The sequence below is a fragment of the Nocardioides korecus genome (genome assembly GCF_054778395.1).
In genome coordinates, this window is the sequence record NZ_BAAGZO010000004.1 from 1 (window position 1) to 16,935 (window position 16,935).

Consider the following 16,935-nt stretch of genomic DNA (forward strand, 5'->3'; position numbering starts at 1 on the left):
GAAAGGCCTTACCGCTCGACTTGCATGTGTTAAGCACGCCGCCAGCGTTCGTCCTGAGCCAGGATCAAACTCTCCGTTGAAAACAAACAGCCACCACCACCCCACAAAGGAAGCGACAGCGACCAAATCTTCAACCTGTGTTCAAACCCCAGCAAGAGGAACGATCACTGACAATAAACATTGTCAGAATCATTGTTCTTACCAAAGGAACCATCACAAACCAACCCAGCACCCAAAAGGCACCAGACCAATCCGCGACAGGTAAATTAATTCGTCGACTTTTGACACACTGTTGAGTTCTCAAGGATCAAACGCGCACCGCTAGCGGATTTCCATCCGGGCCGCGGGGCAACCTGGTAAAACTTACCGGCTCCGCTTGGCCCCGTCAAATCCGGGGACTTGGTGATCCAGTCTCGACTCCGAGCAAACCGAGTTGCTCTGCGTCACCCTCGATGAGGGCCGTCCAGTCCGAACCGAAGTCCCGACCTGGTCGAGTGTCCCGGGGGCCGGCCACCCAGCCTCTCGGCTTTGTGTCCCGCCGCTCCCTGGCGACAAAGAGAACAGTACACACGTCTGCGGGGAACGCGAAATCGGGGGTACCCCTTTCGCGAACCCGCAGGTCAGCGCAGGTGCTCGGGTCTGAGCACCGGGACCCAGAGCGTGTAGCGGTCGGCCCGGTAGACGCTGCGAGTCACCTCCACGACGTTCTCGCGGCAGAACGCGCGGCGCGAGATGTGCAGGACCGGCGCTCCGGGCTCGAGCTCCAGGTGCTCGGCCTCCTCCTCCGTGGCGATCCCGGCGAGCACCGAGTCCTCCCCCCACGTGGGCATCAGGTCGCGCATCGCGAGCCAGAAGTAGAGCGAGCTCGGCAGCTGGTCGTCGAGGAAGTTCGGGAACAGGTCGAGCGAGAGGTAGACGTGCTGGATGGCCATGGGGACGTTGTCGGCCAGCCGCAACCGCTGCCAGTGCGCGATCGCGGACCCCTCCTCGATCTCCAGCGCTCGCGCGACGCCGGGACCGGCGCTCTCCCGCCGGGCCAGCAGGGTGCGCGACTCCGGGCGCTTCCCGCGCCGCTCCATCTCCTCGGTGTACGCCGAGAGCCGCATCTGCATGTCGATCAGCGGCTTGGTCACGAACGTGCCGCGTCCGGCGACCCGCTCCAGCAGTCCCTGGGCGACCAGCGCGTCGATGGCGTGACGCACGGTCATGCGCGCCACCCCGAACTGCTCGGCCAGGTCGCGCTCGGAGGGTGCCGGTGTCCCGGGCTCGGCACTGACGATCACCGAGCGGACGTACTCGCGCACCAGGACGTGCTTGCGTCCACGTCGACCTCCCCCGCGGGAGGAGTGCTCGTCAACCACCGTCTGCGCTCCTTCGTCGTGCCATCAGGCCTGAACCTAGCCAAGGTTGTGGGGTAACGGGCCAGATGGGGCCAACATTTCGCGCCCACGGGGTCCCCGCCCGAGATCGGCAGGGGTGTTGCCGCGTCTCGTTATGGTCGGGGTCCAGGCGCGATCACAGGAGTGCACCTTCGTGACCATCCCCGTTCCCTCCCCCCCGGCCAGCTCACCGGGCGGCGACGACGTCGTCCTGCTCGGGGACGACGGCACCCCCATCGGCACCGCCCCCAGGACCACCGTGCACGACCGGGACACCCCGCTCCACCTCGCCTTCTCGCTGCACCTGGTCGACCAGGACGGTCGGACCCTGCTCACCCGGCGGGCGCTGGACAAGCGCACCTGGCCCGGGGTGTGGACCAACACCTGCTGCGGCCACCCCCGGCCCGGCGAGGCACCGGCCGCCGCCGCGCGTCGTCGGGTGGCCGAGGAGCTCGGGATCGAGGTGGCGGACCCCCGGGTGGTGCTGCCGAGCTTCTCCTACCGGGCGGTCGACGCCAGCGGGCTGGTGGAGAACGAGCTGTGCCCCGTCCACGTCGCCTCCGTCGACGCGGCGGAGGTCGACGCAGCCCTGCGCCCGCACCCCGAGGAGGTCGCCGAGACGGCGTGGGTCGCCTGGGAGGACCTGCACGGCGCGGTGGTGCGCACCCCCATGGCGTTCAGCCCCTGGATGGTCGACCAGCTCGTGGCCCTGGGCCCCGTGGCGCCCCTCGCTGACCGGGAGGTCGGCCGATGAGCACGGTCGTCGTCGTGGGGGCCGGCCTGGCCGGGCTCTCCACGGCCTGCCACCTGGTCGGGCAGGGCCACGAGGTGGTCCTGGTCGAGCGCGAGGCGATCCCCGGCGGGCGCGGCGGACGGGTCGAGAAGGGCGGCCACGTCTTCGACACCGGCCCGACCGTGATGACCATGCCGGAACTGCTGGCCGACGCCACCCGGGCGGCCGGCAGCGACCTGGCCGACGTCGTGACGCTGCAACGGCTGGACCCGGCGTACCGCGCCCGGTTCCACGACGGCACCGAGATCCAGGTGCGCCACGGCCACGAGGCCATGCGGGCCGAGATCGAGCGCACCTGCAGCCCCGGGGACGCGGTGGCCTTCGACGGCTTCGTGGACTGGCTCAAGCGGCTGTACGACGTGGAGCTGCCCCACTTCATCGACCAGAACTTCGACTCCCCGCTCGACCTGCTCCGCTCCCCCGCGGCGGCGGCGAAGCTGCTGGGGATGGGCGGCTTCGGTCGCCTGGGTCCCGCGGTGTCGCGACGCTTCACCGACGAGCGGCTGCGCCGGCTCTTCACCTTCCAGGCGATGTACGCCGGCCTCCCGCCCAGCTCGGCACTGAGCCTCTACGCCGTGATCACCTACATGGACTGCATCGAGGGGGTCTACTTCCCCGTCGGCGGGATGAGCGAGGTGCCGCGCGCGCTCGAGCGGGCCGCCCTGCGCGCCGGCGTCGACGTCCGCTACCGCCAGTCGGTCACCCGTGTCCTGCGTGGTCCCGGCGGGGCCGTCGCCGGCGTCGAGGTGGAGGGCGGGGAGAAGATCCGCGCCGACGCCGTCGTGTGCACCCTGGACCTCCCCGTCGCCTACCGGAACCTGCTCCCGGACCTGACCCCGCCGCGGGTCGTGCGCCGTGGCACCTACTCCCCCTCCGCGGTGGTGTGGCACGTCGGCGCCCGCGGGACGGTCGCGCCGGGCGTGCGCCACCACAACATCCACTTCGCGAAGGCCTGGGACTCCGCCTTCGACGCGCTGATCAAGCAGGGCCGGATGATGCCGGACCCCTCGCGCCTGGTGACGGTGCCGTCGCTGACCGACCCGAGCCTGGCGCCCGAGGGCAGCACCACGATGTACGTCCTGGAGCCGGTGCCCAACCTGGCCGGCGAGGTGGACTGGAAGAAGCAGCGGGCTCCGATGCGCGACTCGCTGATGGCCTTCCTGGACGCCGAGGGATACCCGACCGACGTCGTCGCCGAGGAGCTCGTGGACCCGCTGGACTGGCAGGCCCAGGGCATGGAGCAGGGCACGCCGTTCGCCCTGGCCCACACCTTCCTCCAGACCGGTCCGTTCCGGCCCGGCAACGTCGAGAAGCGGATCCCGGGGCTGTTCTTCGCCGGCTCCGGCACCACGCCCGGCGTCGGGGTGCCGATGGTGCTGATCTCGGGCAAGCTCGCCGCGCAGCGGTGCGCCGACTACCTGCCCTCGCCCCGGCGGGTGGCGTCGTGAGCGTGCTCGACACCCTCGACCCGGTCGTCGCGCAGGGCTACCGCGAGGCGGCGGAGCTCACCCGACGGCACGGGACGACGTACTTCTGGGGGGCCGCGCTGCTGCCGGCCGAGCGGCGCCGCCACGTGCACGCCGTCTACGCGCTGTGCCGGCTGGCCGACGACATCGTCGACGACGCCGTCGCGGAGGGCCGCGACGTCGAGGCCACCCGCTCGCAGCTGGCCTCCTTCCGCAGCCGCTTCGAGGACGCCGTCGCCACCGGGACCAGCACCGACCCGGTGCTCGCGGCCGCGGCCCGCACGGTCGCCGACTGCGCCATCGACCCCGGCTGCTTCGACCGCTTCTTCGGCGCGATGGCCCAGGACCTGGACACCAGCAGCTACCGCAGCTGGGAGGACCTCCTGGGCTACATGGACGGCTCGGCCGCCGTGATCGGCGAGATGATGCTGCCCGTGCTGCAGCCCCGCAGCCCCGAGGCGCTCGAGCCCGCCCGCTCACTCGGCCTGGCCTTCCAGCTGACCAACTTCCTGCGCGACGTCGGCGAGGACCTCGACCGCGGCCGCGTCTACCTCCCCCAGGAGGACCTCGAGCGGTTCGGCGCCGACCCGGCCCGGCGCACGGTCGACGACGGCTGGCGGTCGGTGATGCGCTTCGAGATCGAGCGCAACCGGGCGCTGTACGCCGAGGCCGACCGCGGCCTGGCCCTGCTCGGCGGCTCCGCCGAGCGCTGCGTGCGCACCGCCCGGGTGCTCTACAGCCAGATCCTCGACCGCATCGAGGCCTCCGACTACGACGTCTTCGCCGAGCGCGCCCGGGTGCCCACCTGGCGCAAGGCCGGCACCGCGGCCCGCACGGTGCTCTCGCCGGGTCGGACCTCCGACGGTCGGCCCCGGGTGCCGGTCGAGCTGCGCCGGATGCCCGCGCGCGACCGCCTGGAGCCGAGCTGGCGCGACGCCAGCCCCCGTCGCATCCGCCGCTCGCTGGACGCGGCCCTCGCGCAGGACCCCGGCGGCTGGTACGTCGTCGCCCCCAGCACCGCGCTGCGGAGCCGCTCGATCGTGCGCACCGTCGGCGGCCAGGAGGTGACCCTGTGGCGCACCGCAGACGGGGTCGTCGCCGGCCCCGGCAGCTGCCCCCACCTCGGCGCGCTGCTCGAGGACTGCGAGGTCTTCGGCGACACGCTGCACTGCCGCTGGCACGGCCTCGCCCTCCCGCCCACCGGGGCGGCCGGGTGGACGCCGTACGCCGCCCACGACGACGGGGTGCTGCTCTGGGTGCGCCTGTCCACCCTGGGCGAGGAGACGACGCCGGCGCCGCGGATCACCGCGCGCCCCGACGCCGCGACCTCGGTGGCCGCGGTCGTGGAGGTGCCCGGCACCTGCGAGCCGCGCGACGTGATCGCCAACCGGCTCGACCCGTGGCACGGGTCGTGGTTCCACCCCTACTCCTTCAGCCACCTGCACGTCGTGGAGGAGGCCAGCGACGAGCACGTGCTCACCGTCGACGTCACCTTCCGGCTCAGCCGCACCTGGGGGGTCCCGGTCCGCGCGGAGTTCGCCTGCCCCGACGCCCGCACGATCGTGATGACGATCGTCGACGGCGAGGGGGCCGGGAGCGTGGTGGAGACGCACGCGACCCCGCTGGGCCCCGACGCCCAGGGCCGGCCGCGCACGATGGTCACCGAGGCCACGATCGCGACCTCGGAGCGGGCCGGGTTCGCCGTGGCCCGCCACCTCGCCCCGGCCCTGCGCCCCGCCATGCGCAAGGTGGCCCGGCGGTTGTGGGTCGACGACCTCACCTACGCCGAGCGCACCTGGCTGCTGCGCAGCCGCGGCGAGGACTACGGCGTCTGAGCCGCCCGGCCCACGCGACCGGCCACCAGCCGGTGCAGCGGGGGCACGACGCGCAGGCGCGGCGCCGTGGGCACCGACCACACGCCGTGGCCGCGGACGCCGTACGCCGCCAGCAACCGGTCGGCGGCCTGCCACCCGGTCGTGGCCGCTCGCTCCATCAGGGCCACGGGCAGCTCGCAGCGCACCCCGTCACCGGCGAGGACCACGCTGGGGTCGGGGGTGACCACGCCTGGGCGCGAGGCCCACGCCTCCGTGCCGATCAGGGGGCAGTCCGCCCGGCGCAGCCACTCCTGCTCCACGACCTGCGCCCCGGTCAGCTCGGGGTGCAGCACCAGCAGCTCGCTCCACAGCCGCTCGCGCAGCGGCTCGTCGGCCTCCTCGACGGCGTAGGCGTGCAGCTCCACCACCGACCCGCCGTGCGCGCGGTGCCAGTCGGCGGCGCCGTGCTCGAGCAGCTCCAGCACCGACACGTTGTCGAGCGGTCCGAACCCGCTGGTGGCGCGGAACGGCGCCGACCCGGCCGCCACCGGGCGGCTCAGCCAGACCCGCCAGACCACGAAGTCGGGGGCGTCCCGCTGGTGGGCCACCGCGGCGCGCCAGGGCTCGTCGCCCAGGGTCGGCGAGTCGGCGACCAGCGCGCGCAGGGGCGCCCGGTCCAGGGCCAGGACGACCCCGTCGGCGAGCAGCGCCGGTCCCGAGCCGGCCAGCACCTCGAACCGCTCGCTGCCGCGGCCGTGGCGCACCTGGGTGACGCCCGTGCCGGTGCGCACCTCGACCCCCAGGCCTCGCAGGTGGTCGGCGAGCGGGGCCCACAGCGCGGTGTCGTAGTCGTCGACCGGCACGTCGAAGAGCAGGCCCTCGGCGGAGCCGACGAAGTAGGAGTGGAACATCGCCACGAGCTCCCCGGCGGAGAAGTCGTGGGAGTCGGCGAAGAAGCTGCGGGCGAAGACCTCGAGCGCGAGGTGCCGGGCCTGGTCGGGGAACCGCAGCCGGTCCAGGAAGTCGGCCGCGCTGACCCCGTCGTAGCGCTCGAAGGCCCCGGGGAAGGAGACGTCGAGCAGCTCCATCGCGGCGGCCACGTCGACGCGGGCCAGGTCGCGCAGGCCGAAGGTCGGGGACCGCAGCACGAAGCTCGCCACGTTGAGCGGGGGCGTCCGCGCGATGCCGGTGAAGGAGTCGGTCGGGCCGTCCTTGAGCGAGAGCGGGTAGTCCGGCACCGGCCGCAGCCGGGCGAGCTCGGGGTCGGCCCGTCGGAGCAGCGCACGCAGGTTGTAGTACTGCCGGAAGAAGGCGTGGAAGCCGCGGCTCATCGTGCGCCCTTCCCCCGGCTCGCCCACCGGCCAGGCCGCCACCCGGCCGCCGAGCCGGTCCTCCCGCTCGAGCAGGGTCACCCGCACGCCCCGCTCGGCCAGGGCCGTCGCCGCGGTCAGGCCGGCGATGCCGCCGCCGACGACCACGACGTGGTGGCGGCCGTCGTCACCGGCGCGCCCGTCGGCCGGCGGGTGCCACACGCTGCGGCGGTCGCGCCCGGGCCGCCAGCGGCCGGGCGCGGCGGGGCCACGGGGACCCGGGCTCACGCCGGACGCCGTCCCGTGAAGGTGTGCAGCACCCCGCGCTGCCAGCCGCCGAAGGTGCGGCTGCGGACGTCGGTCAGACCGGCGGCCACCATCCGGCTGCGCAGGCGCTCGGTGGGGTCCATGTCGACGACGCTGCGCCACAGGTAGCGGTAGATCGGGCTGCGCGGGGCGGTCAGCAGGCCCAGCGGCACGACGACGCCCCACGACACCGCGTCCCACACGACGCGGGCCCGCCGGCTCTCGCGGACGCTGTACTCGTGCAGCACCGCGACCCCGCCCGGCACCAGCAGGTCGACCACGCCGCGCAGCAGCGAGTCGCGCGCCGTGACGTTGCGGACCAGGTAGGCGGCGAAGACCCCGTCGTACGCCGCCGAGGTGCCCGCCGTGCCCTCACCCCACGCGGCGGGCTCGAGGTGCTCGGCGTCGTCCTGGACGAAGCGCACGGAGCCCTGCCAGGTCTTGGCCCGCGCCTGGGCGAGCATGCCGGCCGACCCGTCGACGCCGACGAGCTCGTAGGAGGTGTGGCCGGCGGCGCGCAGGGCCGCCTCCAGCGCCCGGGTCGAGGCGCCGGAGCCGCAGCCCAGGTCGACGATCCGCACCGGCCGCACCGGCCGCACCGGCCGGTCGGGCACCGGCCGGGGCAGCTGGGCGACCAGGACGTCGGCCGAGATCCGCAGGTGGCGGTGGTAGCCGGGGTTGAGCGCCACCATCAGGTCGTAGGTCGGTGCCACCCCGTCGAAGGACGCGGGCACCGGGTTGGGAGCGGGGGCGGTGGTGGTCACGGGGTCTCCTGGGGGGACGCGGGTTCGTGGTCGGGGTGGGCAGGGGCGGGGGGCTCTCGCCGGGCGGCGAGGAGCCAGAGCAGGAGGGTCAGGGTCACCATCGCGAAGCCGAAGAGGAAGTCCTCGACGGGGATGTCCCAGGGGAACCGGAGGCCGGAGGTCTCGCTCTCGTCGTAGAGCACGATCGGGTCCGACAGCTTGGTCAGCCAGCCGTCGACGAGGACCTGGAAGCCGACGACGATCGCCATCGAGAGCCAGTACTGCGCCGTGGCGAAGACGCCGGTGCGGGCCCAGCGCAGCTCGAGCAGGACCACGGCCACCACGGACACGACGGCCAGGACGGTGTACTCCGGCATCAGCGACCCTGCCTGACGCCCGGGCCCCGACGGCGCTCGCGCAGCCGGGCGCCCAGGGCGAGCACCCGTCCCACGGCCTCGTAGGTGAGCAGCCCGCAGATCGGGACGACCAGGAAGAACACCAGCTCCTCCAGGGGCATGGCGAAGGGCAGCAGCACGCCCGTGGTGAACCGCTCGCTGTAGTGCCAGGTGCCGCGGGCGATCGCCACGACGTCCCACACCGAGAACAGCACCACCACCGGCGCCAGCGCGAGCAGCAGCCGGCGGGGCCGCCGCCAGACCCTGGCCCCGAGCGCCAGCTCCAGGGGCAGGGTGAGCAGCACGCAGCCCGCCATCAGCAGGAGGTACTGGTAGTGGTCCACCGCGGTCAGCCTAGGAGGTCGCTGGTGACCAGACGCCGACGTCCCGCCCGGAGGGTCCGGACGGGACGTCGTGGCAGGACGGGACGGCTCAGCGTCGGCGCCCCCGGGACAGCAGCAGGATCACCAGCACGGCGATCACGCCCTCGCGCCAGTAGCTCTTGGCGAGCACCGGCAGGACCGCAGCCCCCAGGTCGAGGGCGTCGTCCTCCGCACCGGCGCCGCCGGTGCCGGCCGTGCTGGCAGAGCCCGAGGTCCCGATCGAGCTGACCGGCCTCGTCGTGGTGCCCGCACCCGACGCCGGCGAGCCCACGGGGGCGTCACCCCCGGCGGGAGCCGGGGCCGCGGCCACCGTCGAGGCGGACCCGTCAGCCCCGTCGGCCCCGTCGGACCCGCCGGTCGCCGGGGCGCCGGCTGCACCGACCTTCTTCTCCAGGCAGGCCGTGAACTGGCCGAGCAGCTTGTCGCTGACGTCCTGGATCACGCCCCGGCCGAACTGCGCCGGCTTGCCGGTGATGTTGAGGTCGGTGGTGACCTGGACCCGGGTCGAGCCTCCCCCGACGTCGCTCATCTGGGCCAGGACGTCGGCGCCGGCGGTGCCGTTGCCGCGCTTGTCCTTGCCCTTGGCCTGGATCTTCATGGTGTGGGCGGACTCGTCCTTCTCCACGAAGGTGCCGGTGCCGCCGTAGACCAGGGCGATCGGCCCGAGCTTGACCTTGACCGTGCCCTTGAAGGTGTCGCCGTCGACCTCGGTCACCACCGCGCCGGGGAAGCACTGCCCGACGCTGGCGATGTCGTTGAAGGCGTCCCAGGTCTCCTGGAGCGTGGCCGGGACCGTGAACTCGTGCTTGAGGTCCATCGGCGCCTCAGCCCACGGCCTTCAGCACGGCCCGGCGGGTCAGCACCGTGGCCAGGTGCGTGCGGTACGCCGCGTCGCCGTTGAGGTCCGAGGGCGGGTTGGTGCCCTCGCCCACCCGGTCGCACGCCGCGCGCACGCCGTCCTCGGTGGCCGGCTGGCCCACCAGCGCCTGCTCGGTGGCGCTGGCCCGCAGGGCGGTGGAGCCCATGTTGACCAGGCCGATGCGGGCCTCGCTGATGGTCCCGCCGTCGACCTTGACCGCCGCGGCGACCGAGACGATCGGCCACTGGTGGGCGACCCGCACGAACTTCTCGTAGTGGGTCCCCCAGCCCTCGTGCTTGCGGAACCGGATCGCGGTGAGGATCTCGTCCTCGCCCACGGCGGTGGTGAACAGGTCCTCGAAGAACTCGGTCGCGGGCACCGTCCGCTCCCCGCTCGGGCCCTGGATGACCAGGTCGGCCTCCAGCGCCAGGGTCGGGGCGCCGCAGTCGCCGGCCGGGTCGGCGTGGACCAGGGCGCCACCGAGGGTCCCGCGGTGGCGGATCTGGGGGTCGGCCACCTCCGAGATCGCCTGGTGGAGCAGCGTGAGGCTGCTCCTGATCCCGGCGTCGGCGAGGATCTGGTGGTAGGTCGCCATCGCCCCGATGCTGATCGTGTCGCCCTCGTCGCGGATCTCCCGCAGCGAGTCGATCTTGCCGATGTCGATGACCACCTCGGGAGCGTTGAGGCGCATCCGCAGCACCGGGAGCAGCGACTGCCCACCGGCCAGGATCTTGGCCTCGTCACCGTGCTGGGCCAGGGCGGCCAGGGCCTCCTCGACCGAGGTCGGGGCGACGTAGTCGAACGGGGTGGGGATCACTGGCCTGCTCCTTCGTTGCCGGCGCCGTCGTGGCGCTGGGTCTGGCCCTCACCGTCGGTGGCGGGGTCGAAGTGGGCGGCCGCGGCCCCCACGGTGTCCTGCTGCGCACCCGCGGTGCCCTGCTGGATGGCCTTCCAGACCCGCTCGGGCGTGCAGGGCATCTGGATGTCCTTCACCCCGAACTGGCGGATCGCGTCGAGCACCGCGTTGACCACGGCCGGCGTGGAGGCGATGGTGCCGGCCTCGCCGACGCCCTTGGTGCCGAGCGTGTTGGTCAGCGACGGCGTGGAGTTGTGGCTCACGTCGTAGCTGATGGTGTCGGCGGCGGTGGGCACGAGGTAGTCCACGAAGCTGGCCGAGACCAGGGTCCCGGAGTCGTCGTACACCGCCTCCTCCCACAACGCCTGAGCGATGCCCTGCACCAGGCCGCCGTGCACCTGGCCCTCGACGATCAGCGGGTTGATCACGTTGCCGATGTCGTCGACGCAGGTGTACTTGCGCATCTTGACCTGACCGGTCTCGGTGTCGACCTCCATGGCGCACAGGTGCGTGCCGTGGGGGTAGTTGAAGTTGATCGGGTCGTACGTCGCGTCGGAGTCCAGCGAGGGCTCCATGCCCTCGGGCAGGTCGTGCGCGGCGAAGACGGCCATCGCGATGTCGGTGATGCCCACGCCCTGGTCGGTGCCGCGGACGCCGAAGCGCCCGGCCGAGAACTCGATGTCCTCGACGTTGGCCTCGAGCATGTGCGCCGCGACCGGCTTGGCCTTCTCGATCACCTTGTCGGTGGCCTTGACCAGCGCCTCGCCGCCCACGACCAGCGAGCGCGAGCCGTAGGTGTCCAGGCCCTTGTGGGCGATCTGGGTGTCGCCGTGGAGCACCTCGACGTCCTCGAAGGGCACGCCGAGCCGGTCGGCCACGATCTGGCTGAACGCGGTCTCGTGACCCTGCCCGTGGGCGCTGGCGCCGGTGACGATCTCGACCTTGCCGGTGGCCAGCATCCGCACGCTCGCGTGCTCCCAGCCGCCGGCGCCGTAGTCGAGCGAGCCGAGCACCCGGCTGGGCGCGAGGCCGCACATCTCGGTGAAGGTCGAGACGCCCAGGCCCAGCTGCACCTTGTCGCCGCTGTCGCGACGGCGCTTCTGCTCGGCGCGGAGCTCGTCGTACCCGAAGTTCTCCTTGGCCTTGGCCGTGGCCGCCTCGTAGTTGCCGGAGTCGTACTCCAGCCCCGCGACGGTGGTGAAGGGGAACTCCTCGTGGGTGATCCAGTTGCGCTCGCGGACCACCAGCGGGTCCTCGCCGAGCTCGAGCGCGAGCTCGTCCATGATCCGCTCGATGCCGAACGTGGCCTCGGGCCGGCCGGCACCGCGGTAGGCGTCGGTCCAGGTCTTGTTGGTCAGCACCGTCTGGCAGTTGAACTGGTAGGCGGGGAACTTGTAGATCGCGTTGAACATGAACGCACCCAGGACCGGGACGCCGCCGCCGACGAGGCTGACGTAGGCGCCGAGGTCGGCCAGCAGGTCGACCTTGAGGCCGGTGACCTTGCCCTCCTTGGTGGCGGCCAGGGTGATCTTCTGCCACTGGTCGCGGCCGTGGTGGGCCGACATCAGCGACTCCGAGCGGGTCTCGGTGAACTTCACCGGCTTGCCCGTGCGGCGCGCCACCGCGACGGTGATCCACTCCTCGGGGGTGGTCTGGAGCTTGCCGCCGAAGCCGCCGCCCACGTCGGGGGCGATCACGCGGATCTTGGACTCGGGGATGCCGGTCGTCGCGGCCAGCGCGAACCGCAGGATGTGCGGGATCTGCGTGGCCGACCACATGGTCAGCTGCTCGCCGGTCGGGTCGACCACGGTCGAGCGGGGCTCCATGAACGCCGGGATCAGGCGCTGCTGGCGGAACTCGCGCTCCACCACGACGCCGTTGGCCCGGGCCTCGGCGATGGCGGCCTCGACGTCGCCGCCGGTGCCGGCCGCGGCCGAGTCGAAGGTCCACAGCGCGCTCTTGTTGGTGCCCAGGTCGGGGTGCGCCAGCACCTTGTCCTCGGCCGACTCCTTCAGGTCCAGGGCGGCCGGCAGCTCCTCGTAGTCGACGTCGACCAGCTCGGCGGCGTCACGGGCCTCGGCGGCGCTGCGGGCCACGACGACGGCGACGACCTCGCCGGCGAAGCTGACCCGGTCGGCGGGGACCGGGAGGTGCACCGGGGTGACCTGGTCGGGGGTGATCGGCCAGGCGTTGATCAGGACGCCCTGGGTCTCGGCCAGGTCGGCGCCGGTGAGGACCTCCACGACGTTGGGGGCGCCCTGCGCCTCGCTGACGTCGATGTTGGTGATCTTGGCGTGGGCGAAGGGGCTGCGCACCATGGCCAGGTGCAGCATGCCGTTGAGCTGGATGTTGTCGGTCCAGCGGGTGCGGCCGGTGATGAGGCGCTGGTCCTCCTTGCGCCGGCGGTCGCGGCCGATCTCCAGGCGGGGAGCGGCGGAGTCGGTGGTGGTCTCCTGGGTCGCGGTCATGTCAGACCTCCACGGTCTCGGTCTGGGCTTCGGTGGCGGGCGCGCCCTCGGCGTGGGAGCCGGTGGCACCGCCCCGGGCCGCGGTCTGCACGGCCTTGACGATGTTGTGGTAGCCCGTGCAGCGGCAGAGGTTGCCCTCGATGCCGACGCGGATCTCCTCCTCGGAGGGGTTCGGGTTCTCCTTGAGCAGGTCCACCGACTGCATGATCATGCCGGGGGTGCAGAAGCCGCACTGGAGCGCATGGCACTCGTGGAAGGCGGCCTGCACGGGGTGCAGCTCGCCGTGCTTGGCGAGCCCCTCGATCGTGGTGACCTCGCTGCCGGCGGCCTGGACCGCGAGCACGTTGCACGACTTCACGCTGCGGCCGTCGAGGTGGACGGTGCAGGCACCGCAGTTGCTGGTGTCGCAGCCGATCACGGTGCCGGTCTTGCCCAGCTTCTCGCGGAGGTACTGGACGAGCAGCATCCGGGGTTCGACGTCGTCGGAGACCTTCGCCCCGTCGACGGTGAGTTCGATCCTGGCCATGGGTGCACTCCTAGTGACAGCTCGGGTCATGTGACGGGGCTCACGCTAGGCAGGCACGGTTGGACAAAGGTTGGCGTCAGCCCCGGTCCCGGGCGCCGCGCTCCAGACGCCGGGCGAGGTACGCCGCGGTGGCGCCGACCCCGGCTGCGGCGACCTCCGCGGGGGTGCCCGTGGCGACCACCCGGCCACCCGCGTCGCCGCCGCCGGGACCCAGGTCGACGACCCGGTCGGCGGTGGCGATCGTGTCGAGGTCGTGCTCGACCAGGACGACGGTGTTCCCCGCGTCGACCAGCCGGTGGAGCTGGCGCAGCAGCAGCGCGATGTCGGCCGGGTGCAACCCGGCCGTGGGTTCGTCGAGGAGGTAGAGGGCGTGCCCGCGCCGGGCCCGCTGCAGCTCGGTGGCCAGCTTGATCCGCTGGGCCTCGCCACCGCTGAGCTCGGTGGCCGGCTGCCCCAGGCGCAGGTAACCCAGGCCGACGTCGCTCAGCGTCTCCAGGCTGCGCGACACGGCCGGCACGTCGGCCAGGAACACGGCCGCCTCGTCGACGGTCATCCCCAGCACCTGCGCCACGTCGTGGCCGCGGTAGGTGACCTCGAGGGTCTCGGCGTCGTAGCGCGCGCCGTGACAGGTCGGGCACGGCGCGTAGGTGCCCGGCAGGAAGAGCAGCTCCACCGCGACGAACCCCTCCCCCTGGCAGGTGTCGCACCGACCCTCGGCGACGTTGAAGGAGAACCGGCCGGCGCCGTAGCCGCGGGCCCGGGCCTCGTCGGTCGCGGCGAACAGGCGGCGCACGCCGTCGAAGAGGCCGGTGTAGGTGGCCAGGTTGGACCGCGGGGTGCGTCCGATCGGGCGCTGGTCGACCAGCACGAGGCGGTCGACGGCATCCAGGCCCTCGGCGTGCACGGTGTCCACGTCGGGCGCGGCCGCCGGCTCGTGGCCGGGCTGGTCGTCGCCGGGCTGGTCCTCGGGGTCGCGCGGCTGGCCGAGGTGCCGGCGTACGACCTCGGCGAGGACCTGGGTGACCAGGGTGGACTTGCCCGACCCCGACACCCCCGTCACGGCGGTGAGCACGCCGAGACCGAACTCGGCCGAGACGTCGGTGAGGTTGTGGCGGGTGACGCCGCTCAGGCGCAGCCAGCCCTGCGGCTCCCGCGGGTCGTGCACGAGCGGCTCCACCCGGCCGAACAGGTGGGCGCCGGTCACCGACTCCTCCACCTGCTCCAGCCCCGCGACGGGTCCGCTGTAGAGCACCCGTCCGCCGCCCTCGCCGGCGCCGGGGCCGAGGTCGACCACCCAGTCCGCACGGCGTACGACGTCCAGGTCGTGCTCGACCACGAAGAGCGAGTTGCCGGCCGCCTTGAGCCGGTCCAGCACCTCGAGCAGGGGCTCGGCGTCGGCCGGGTGCAGCCCGGCGGAGGGCTCGTCGAGGACGTAGACCACCCCGAACAGGCCCGAGCGCAGCTGGGTGGCGATCCGCAGGCGCTGGGCCTCCCCGGGCGAGAGCGTGGTCGAGCTGCGGCCCAGGCCGAGGTAGCCCAGCCCGAGGTCGAGCAGCACCTCGATGCGCGCGACCAGGTCGGCGCACAGCCGCACCGCGACCTCGGTGGCCCCGGCGGACGCCGCCACGGGACGCAGCACCTCGGCGAGGTCGGCGAAGGTCAGGGCGTTGAGCTCGGCGATCGTGCGCCCCAGCACCGTGACCGCCAGCGCCTCGGGGCGCAGGCCCGCCCCGTGGCACTCGGGGCACGCGCCGCTGCGCACGAAGCGCATCGCCCGCTCGCGCATCCGCTGGCTGGAGGAGTCGGCCAGGACGTGCAGGACGTTGCGGCGCGCGCTCCAGAACTGGCCCTGGTAGTCGCGCCCGACCGAGTCGTCGACGTCGCCGCGCCGCGTGATCAGCACCGAGGGCTGCTCCTCGGAGTAGAGGACGAAGTCGCGCTGCTCGCGCGGCAGCCGCTCGAAGGGGGTGTCGACGTCGATGCCCAGCGCGTGCACGATCCGGCGCAGGTTGGCGCCCTGCCAGGCCCCGGGCCAGGAGGCGACCGCACCCTCGCGGATGGTCAGCGCGGGGTCGGGGACGAGCAGGTCCTCGGCCACGTCGTGGACCACGCCGAGCCCGTGGCAGCGCGGGCAGGCGCCGGCCGCGGTGTTGGGCGAGAACGCCTCGGCCGCGAGGTGGGCGGCCCCCGGCGGGTAGGTGCCGGCCCGGGAGAACAGCATCCGCAGCAGGTTGGACAGCGTGGTCAGGGTGCCCACCGTCGAGCGCGAGCTGGGGGCGCCGCGACGCTGCTGGAGCGCCACCGCCGGCGGGAGGCCGGTGATCTCCTGGACGTGGGGCGCGCCGACCTGCTGCAGCAGCCGCCGGGCGTACGGCGCGACCGACTCGAAGTAGCGGCGCTGCGCCTCGGCGTACAGGGTCCCGAACGCGAGCGAGGACTTGCCCGACCCCGAGACGCCGGTGAACGCGACCAGGGCGTCCCGGGGCAGGTCGACGTCGACGTGGCGCAGGTTGTGCTCACTCGCCCCTCGGACGCGGACGAGGGGGTCGTGCGGGTCCTGCGGCGCGTGGGTCACCCCACCTGCCTACCCGTCCCGCCGTCCGCGCCGACACCCGGGTCTCGGTCAGGAACCCCTCAGCCGACCCCGGTAGCCTGACGCGCATGTCAGCGACTCCCGACCCGACCTCCTCCCCCCGCACCGCGTGGGGTCACGGCCTGGCCACCCTGACCCGGGACGGCAGCGTCCTGGACACCTGGTTCCCGGCCCCCGCACTGGGCGAGCCGGGCTCCGGCGCGGAGGTCCCGGAGGGACTCAGCTCGCTCGCCGGGAAGGACGCCGCCCGCCGCGTGCGCACCGAGGTCGTGACGGTCACCGCCGACCTCGACGCCGCTCCCGGCGACGCCCACGACGCCTACCTGCGGCTGCACCTGCTCAGCCACCGGCTCGTGCGGCCCCACGGCGTGAACCTCGACGGGCTGTTCGGCCTGCTCGCCAACGTCGTGTGGACCAGCGCGGGTCCGTGCGCGGTCGCGGACTTCGAGCAGGTGCGGCTCGCGCTGCGCGGGCGCGGCCCGGTGCAGGTCTTCGGGGTCGACAAGTTCCCCCGCATGACCGACTACGTGCTGCCCACCGGGGTGCGCATCGCCGACGCCGACCGGGTGCGCCTGGGCGCCCACCTGGCCGATGGCACGACCGTGATGCACGAGGGCTTCGTGAACTTCAACGCCGGCACGCTGGGCGCCTCCATGGTCGAGGGCCGGATCAGCGCGGGCGTGGTCGTGGGCGACGGGTCCGACGTGGGCGGCGGCGCCTCGATCATGGGGACGCTGTCGGGCGGCGGCAAGCAGGTCGTCTCCGTCGGCGAGCGCTGCCTGCTGGGCGCCAACTCCGGCATCGGGATCTCGCTCGGGGACGACTGCGTCGTGGAGGCCGGCTGCTACGTCACCGCCGGCACCAAGGTGACGGTGCGCGACGGCGAGGAGTCGACGGTCGTCAAGGCCGCCGAGCTCTCGGGCGCCGACCACGTGCTGTTCCGGCGCAACTCGGTGACCGGTGCCGTCGAGGCCACCGCCTGGGCCGGCGGCGGCATCGCGCTGAACGCCGTCCTGCACAAGAACTAGTCCCCGGCTCCCCCAC

14 protein-coding genes and 1 rRNA gene are annotated in these 16,935 nt (G+C 73.1%); 4 read left to right on the forward strand and 11 right to left on the reverse strand.

The features are described from left to right. Both ACYVDA_RS08410 and ACYVDA_RS08415 read right to left on the reverse strand, forming a co-directional pair. Window positions 1–80 (reverse strand): 16S ribosomal RNA (locus ACYVDA_RS08410); the annotation flags it as partial. Window positions 81–620: 540 nt separating this feature from the next. Continuing rightward, a complete protein-coding gene (locus ACYVDA_RS08415) occupies window positions 621–1,361 on the reverse strand; it encodes a GntR family transcriptional regulator (protein WP_460817153.1) in 741 nt (246 codons plus the stop codon). Between the two features lie 172 nt (window positions 1,362–1,533). Here ACYVDA_RS08415 and idi point away from each other — a divergent pair, with 172 nt between their 5' ends. From idi to ACYVDA_RS08430, 3 genes are read left to right on the forward strand one after another with little or no spacing between them, the layout of a single operon-like run. Continuing rightward, window positions 1,534–2,133 (forward strand): isopentenyl-diphosphate Delta-isomerase, encoded by a 600-nt coding sequence (gene idi, locus ACYVDA_RS08420; RefSeq protein WP_460817155.1) that lies wholly within the window; start codon window positions 1,534–1,536, stop codon window positions 2,131–2,133. Beyond that, complete coding sequence (locus tag ACYVDA_RS08425) at window positions 2,130–3,620, forward strand: phytoene desaturase family protein (RefSeq protein ID WP_460817158.1); 1,491 nt, start codon at window positions 2,130–2,132, stop codon at window positions 3,618–3,620. Before idi ends, ACYVDA_RS08425 begins: the two co-directional genes overlap by 4 nt. After that, on the forward strand, window positions 3,617–5,473 hold the full coding sequence (locus ACYVDA_RS08430) for a DUF5914 domain-containing protein (RefSeq protein ID WP_460817161.1): 1,857 nt from the start codon (window positions 3,617–3,619) through the stop codon (window positions 5,471–5,473). Before ACYVDA_RS08425 ends, ACYVDA_RS08430 begins: the two co-directional genes overlap by 4 nt. Here ACYVDA_RS08430 and ACYVDA_RS08435 read toward each other — a convergent pair. From ACYVDA_RS08435 to ACYVDA_RS08475, 9 genes are all read right to left on the reverse strand, one after another. Then, window positions 5,461–7,050: an FAD-dependent oxidoreductase gene (locus ACYVDA_RS08435; RefSeq protein ID WP_460817163.1), complete on the reverse strand. Its 1,590-nt coding sequence runs from the start codon at window positions 7,048–7,050 to the stop codon at window positions 5,461–5,463. The genes ACYVDA_RS08430 and ACYVDA_RS08435 overlap by 13 nt on opposite strands. Next, a complete protein-coding gene (locus ACYVDA_RS08440) occupies window positions 7,047–7,832 on the reverse strand; it encodes a class I SAM-dependent methyltransferase (protein ID WP_460817165.1) in 786 nt (261 codons plus the stop codon). The genes ACYVDA_RS08435 and ACYVDA_RS08440 overlap by 4 nt, the downstream gene beginning before the upstream one ends. Next, window positions 7,829–8,188: a lycopene cyclase domain-containing protein gene (locus ACYVDA_RS08445; RefSeq protein ID WP_460817167.1), complete on the reverse strand. Its 360-nt coding sequence runs from the start codon at window positions 8,186–8,188 to the stop codon at window positions 7,829–7,831. Before ACYVDA_RS08445 ends, ACYVDA_RS08440 begins: the two co-directional genes overlap by 4 nt. Next, window positions 8,188–8,550, reverse strand: a complete 363-nt coding sequence (locus ACYVDA_RS08450; RefSeq protein ID WP_460817170.1) for a lycopene cyclase domain-containing protein — start codon at window positions 8,548–8,550, stop codon at window positions 8,188–8,190. Before ACYVDA_RS08450 ends, ACYVDA_RS08445 begins: the two co-directional genes overlap by 1 nt. Window positions 8,551–8,638: 88 nt before the next feature. Continuing rightward, window positions 8,639–9,406: an SRPBCC family protein gene (locus tag ACYVDA_RS08455; RefSeq protein ID WP_460817173.1), complete on the reverse strand. Its 768-nt coding sequence runs from the start codon at window positions 9,404–9,406 to the stop codon at window positions 8,639–8,641. A gap of 7 nt (window positions 9,407–9,413) precedes the next feature. Further along, a complete protein-coding gene (locus ACYVDA_RS08460) occupies window positions 9,414–10,265 on the reverse strand; it encodes an FAD binding domain-containing protein (protein WP_460817176.1) in 852 nt (283 codons plus the stop codon). Next, window positions 10,262–12,772 (reverse strand): xanthine dehydrogenase family protein molybdopterin-binding subunit, encoded by a 2,511-nt coding sequence (locus tag ACYVDA_RS08465; RefSeq protein ID WP_460817178.1) that lies wholly within the window; start codon window positions 12,770–12,772, stop codon window positions 10,262–10,264. Before ACYVDA_RS08465 ends, ACYVDA_RS08460 begins: the two co-directional genes overlap by 4 nt. Window position 12,773: 1 nt before the next feature. Next, entirely contained in the window at window positions 12,774–13,298 is a 525-nt protein-coding gene (locus tag ACYVDA_RS08470) for a (2Fe-2S)-binding protein (RefSeq protein WP_460817180.1), read from the reverse strand. 76 nt (window positions 13,299–13,374) lie between these two features. Beyond that, a complete protein-coding gene (locus tag ACYVDA_RS08475) occupies window positions 13,375–15,873 on the reverse strand; it encodes an excinuclease ABC subunit UvrA (protein ID WP_460817182.1) in 2,499 nt (832 codons plus the stop codon). 86 nt (window positions 15,874–15,959) lie between these two features. Between ACYVDA_RS08475 and dapD the strand changes: the two genes are divergently transcribed. Beyond that, on the forward strand, window positions 15,960–16,919 hold the full coding sequence (gene dapD, locus ACYVDA_RS08480) for a 2,3,4,5-tetrahydropyridine-2,6-dicarboxylate N-succinyltransferase (protein ID WP_460817184.1): 960 nt from the start codon (window positions 15,960–15,962) through the stop codon (window positions 16,917–16,919). The last annotated feature ends 16 nt before the right edge of the window (window positions 16,920–16,935 follow it).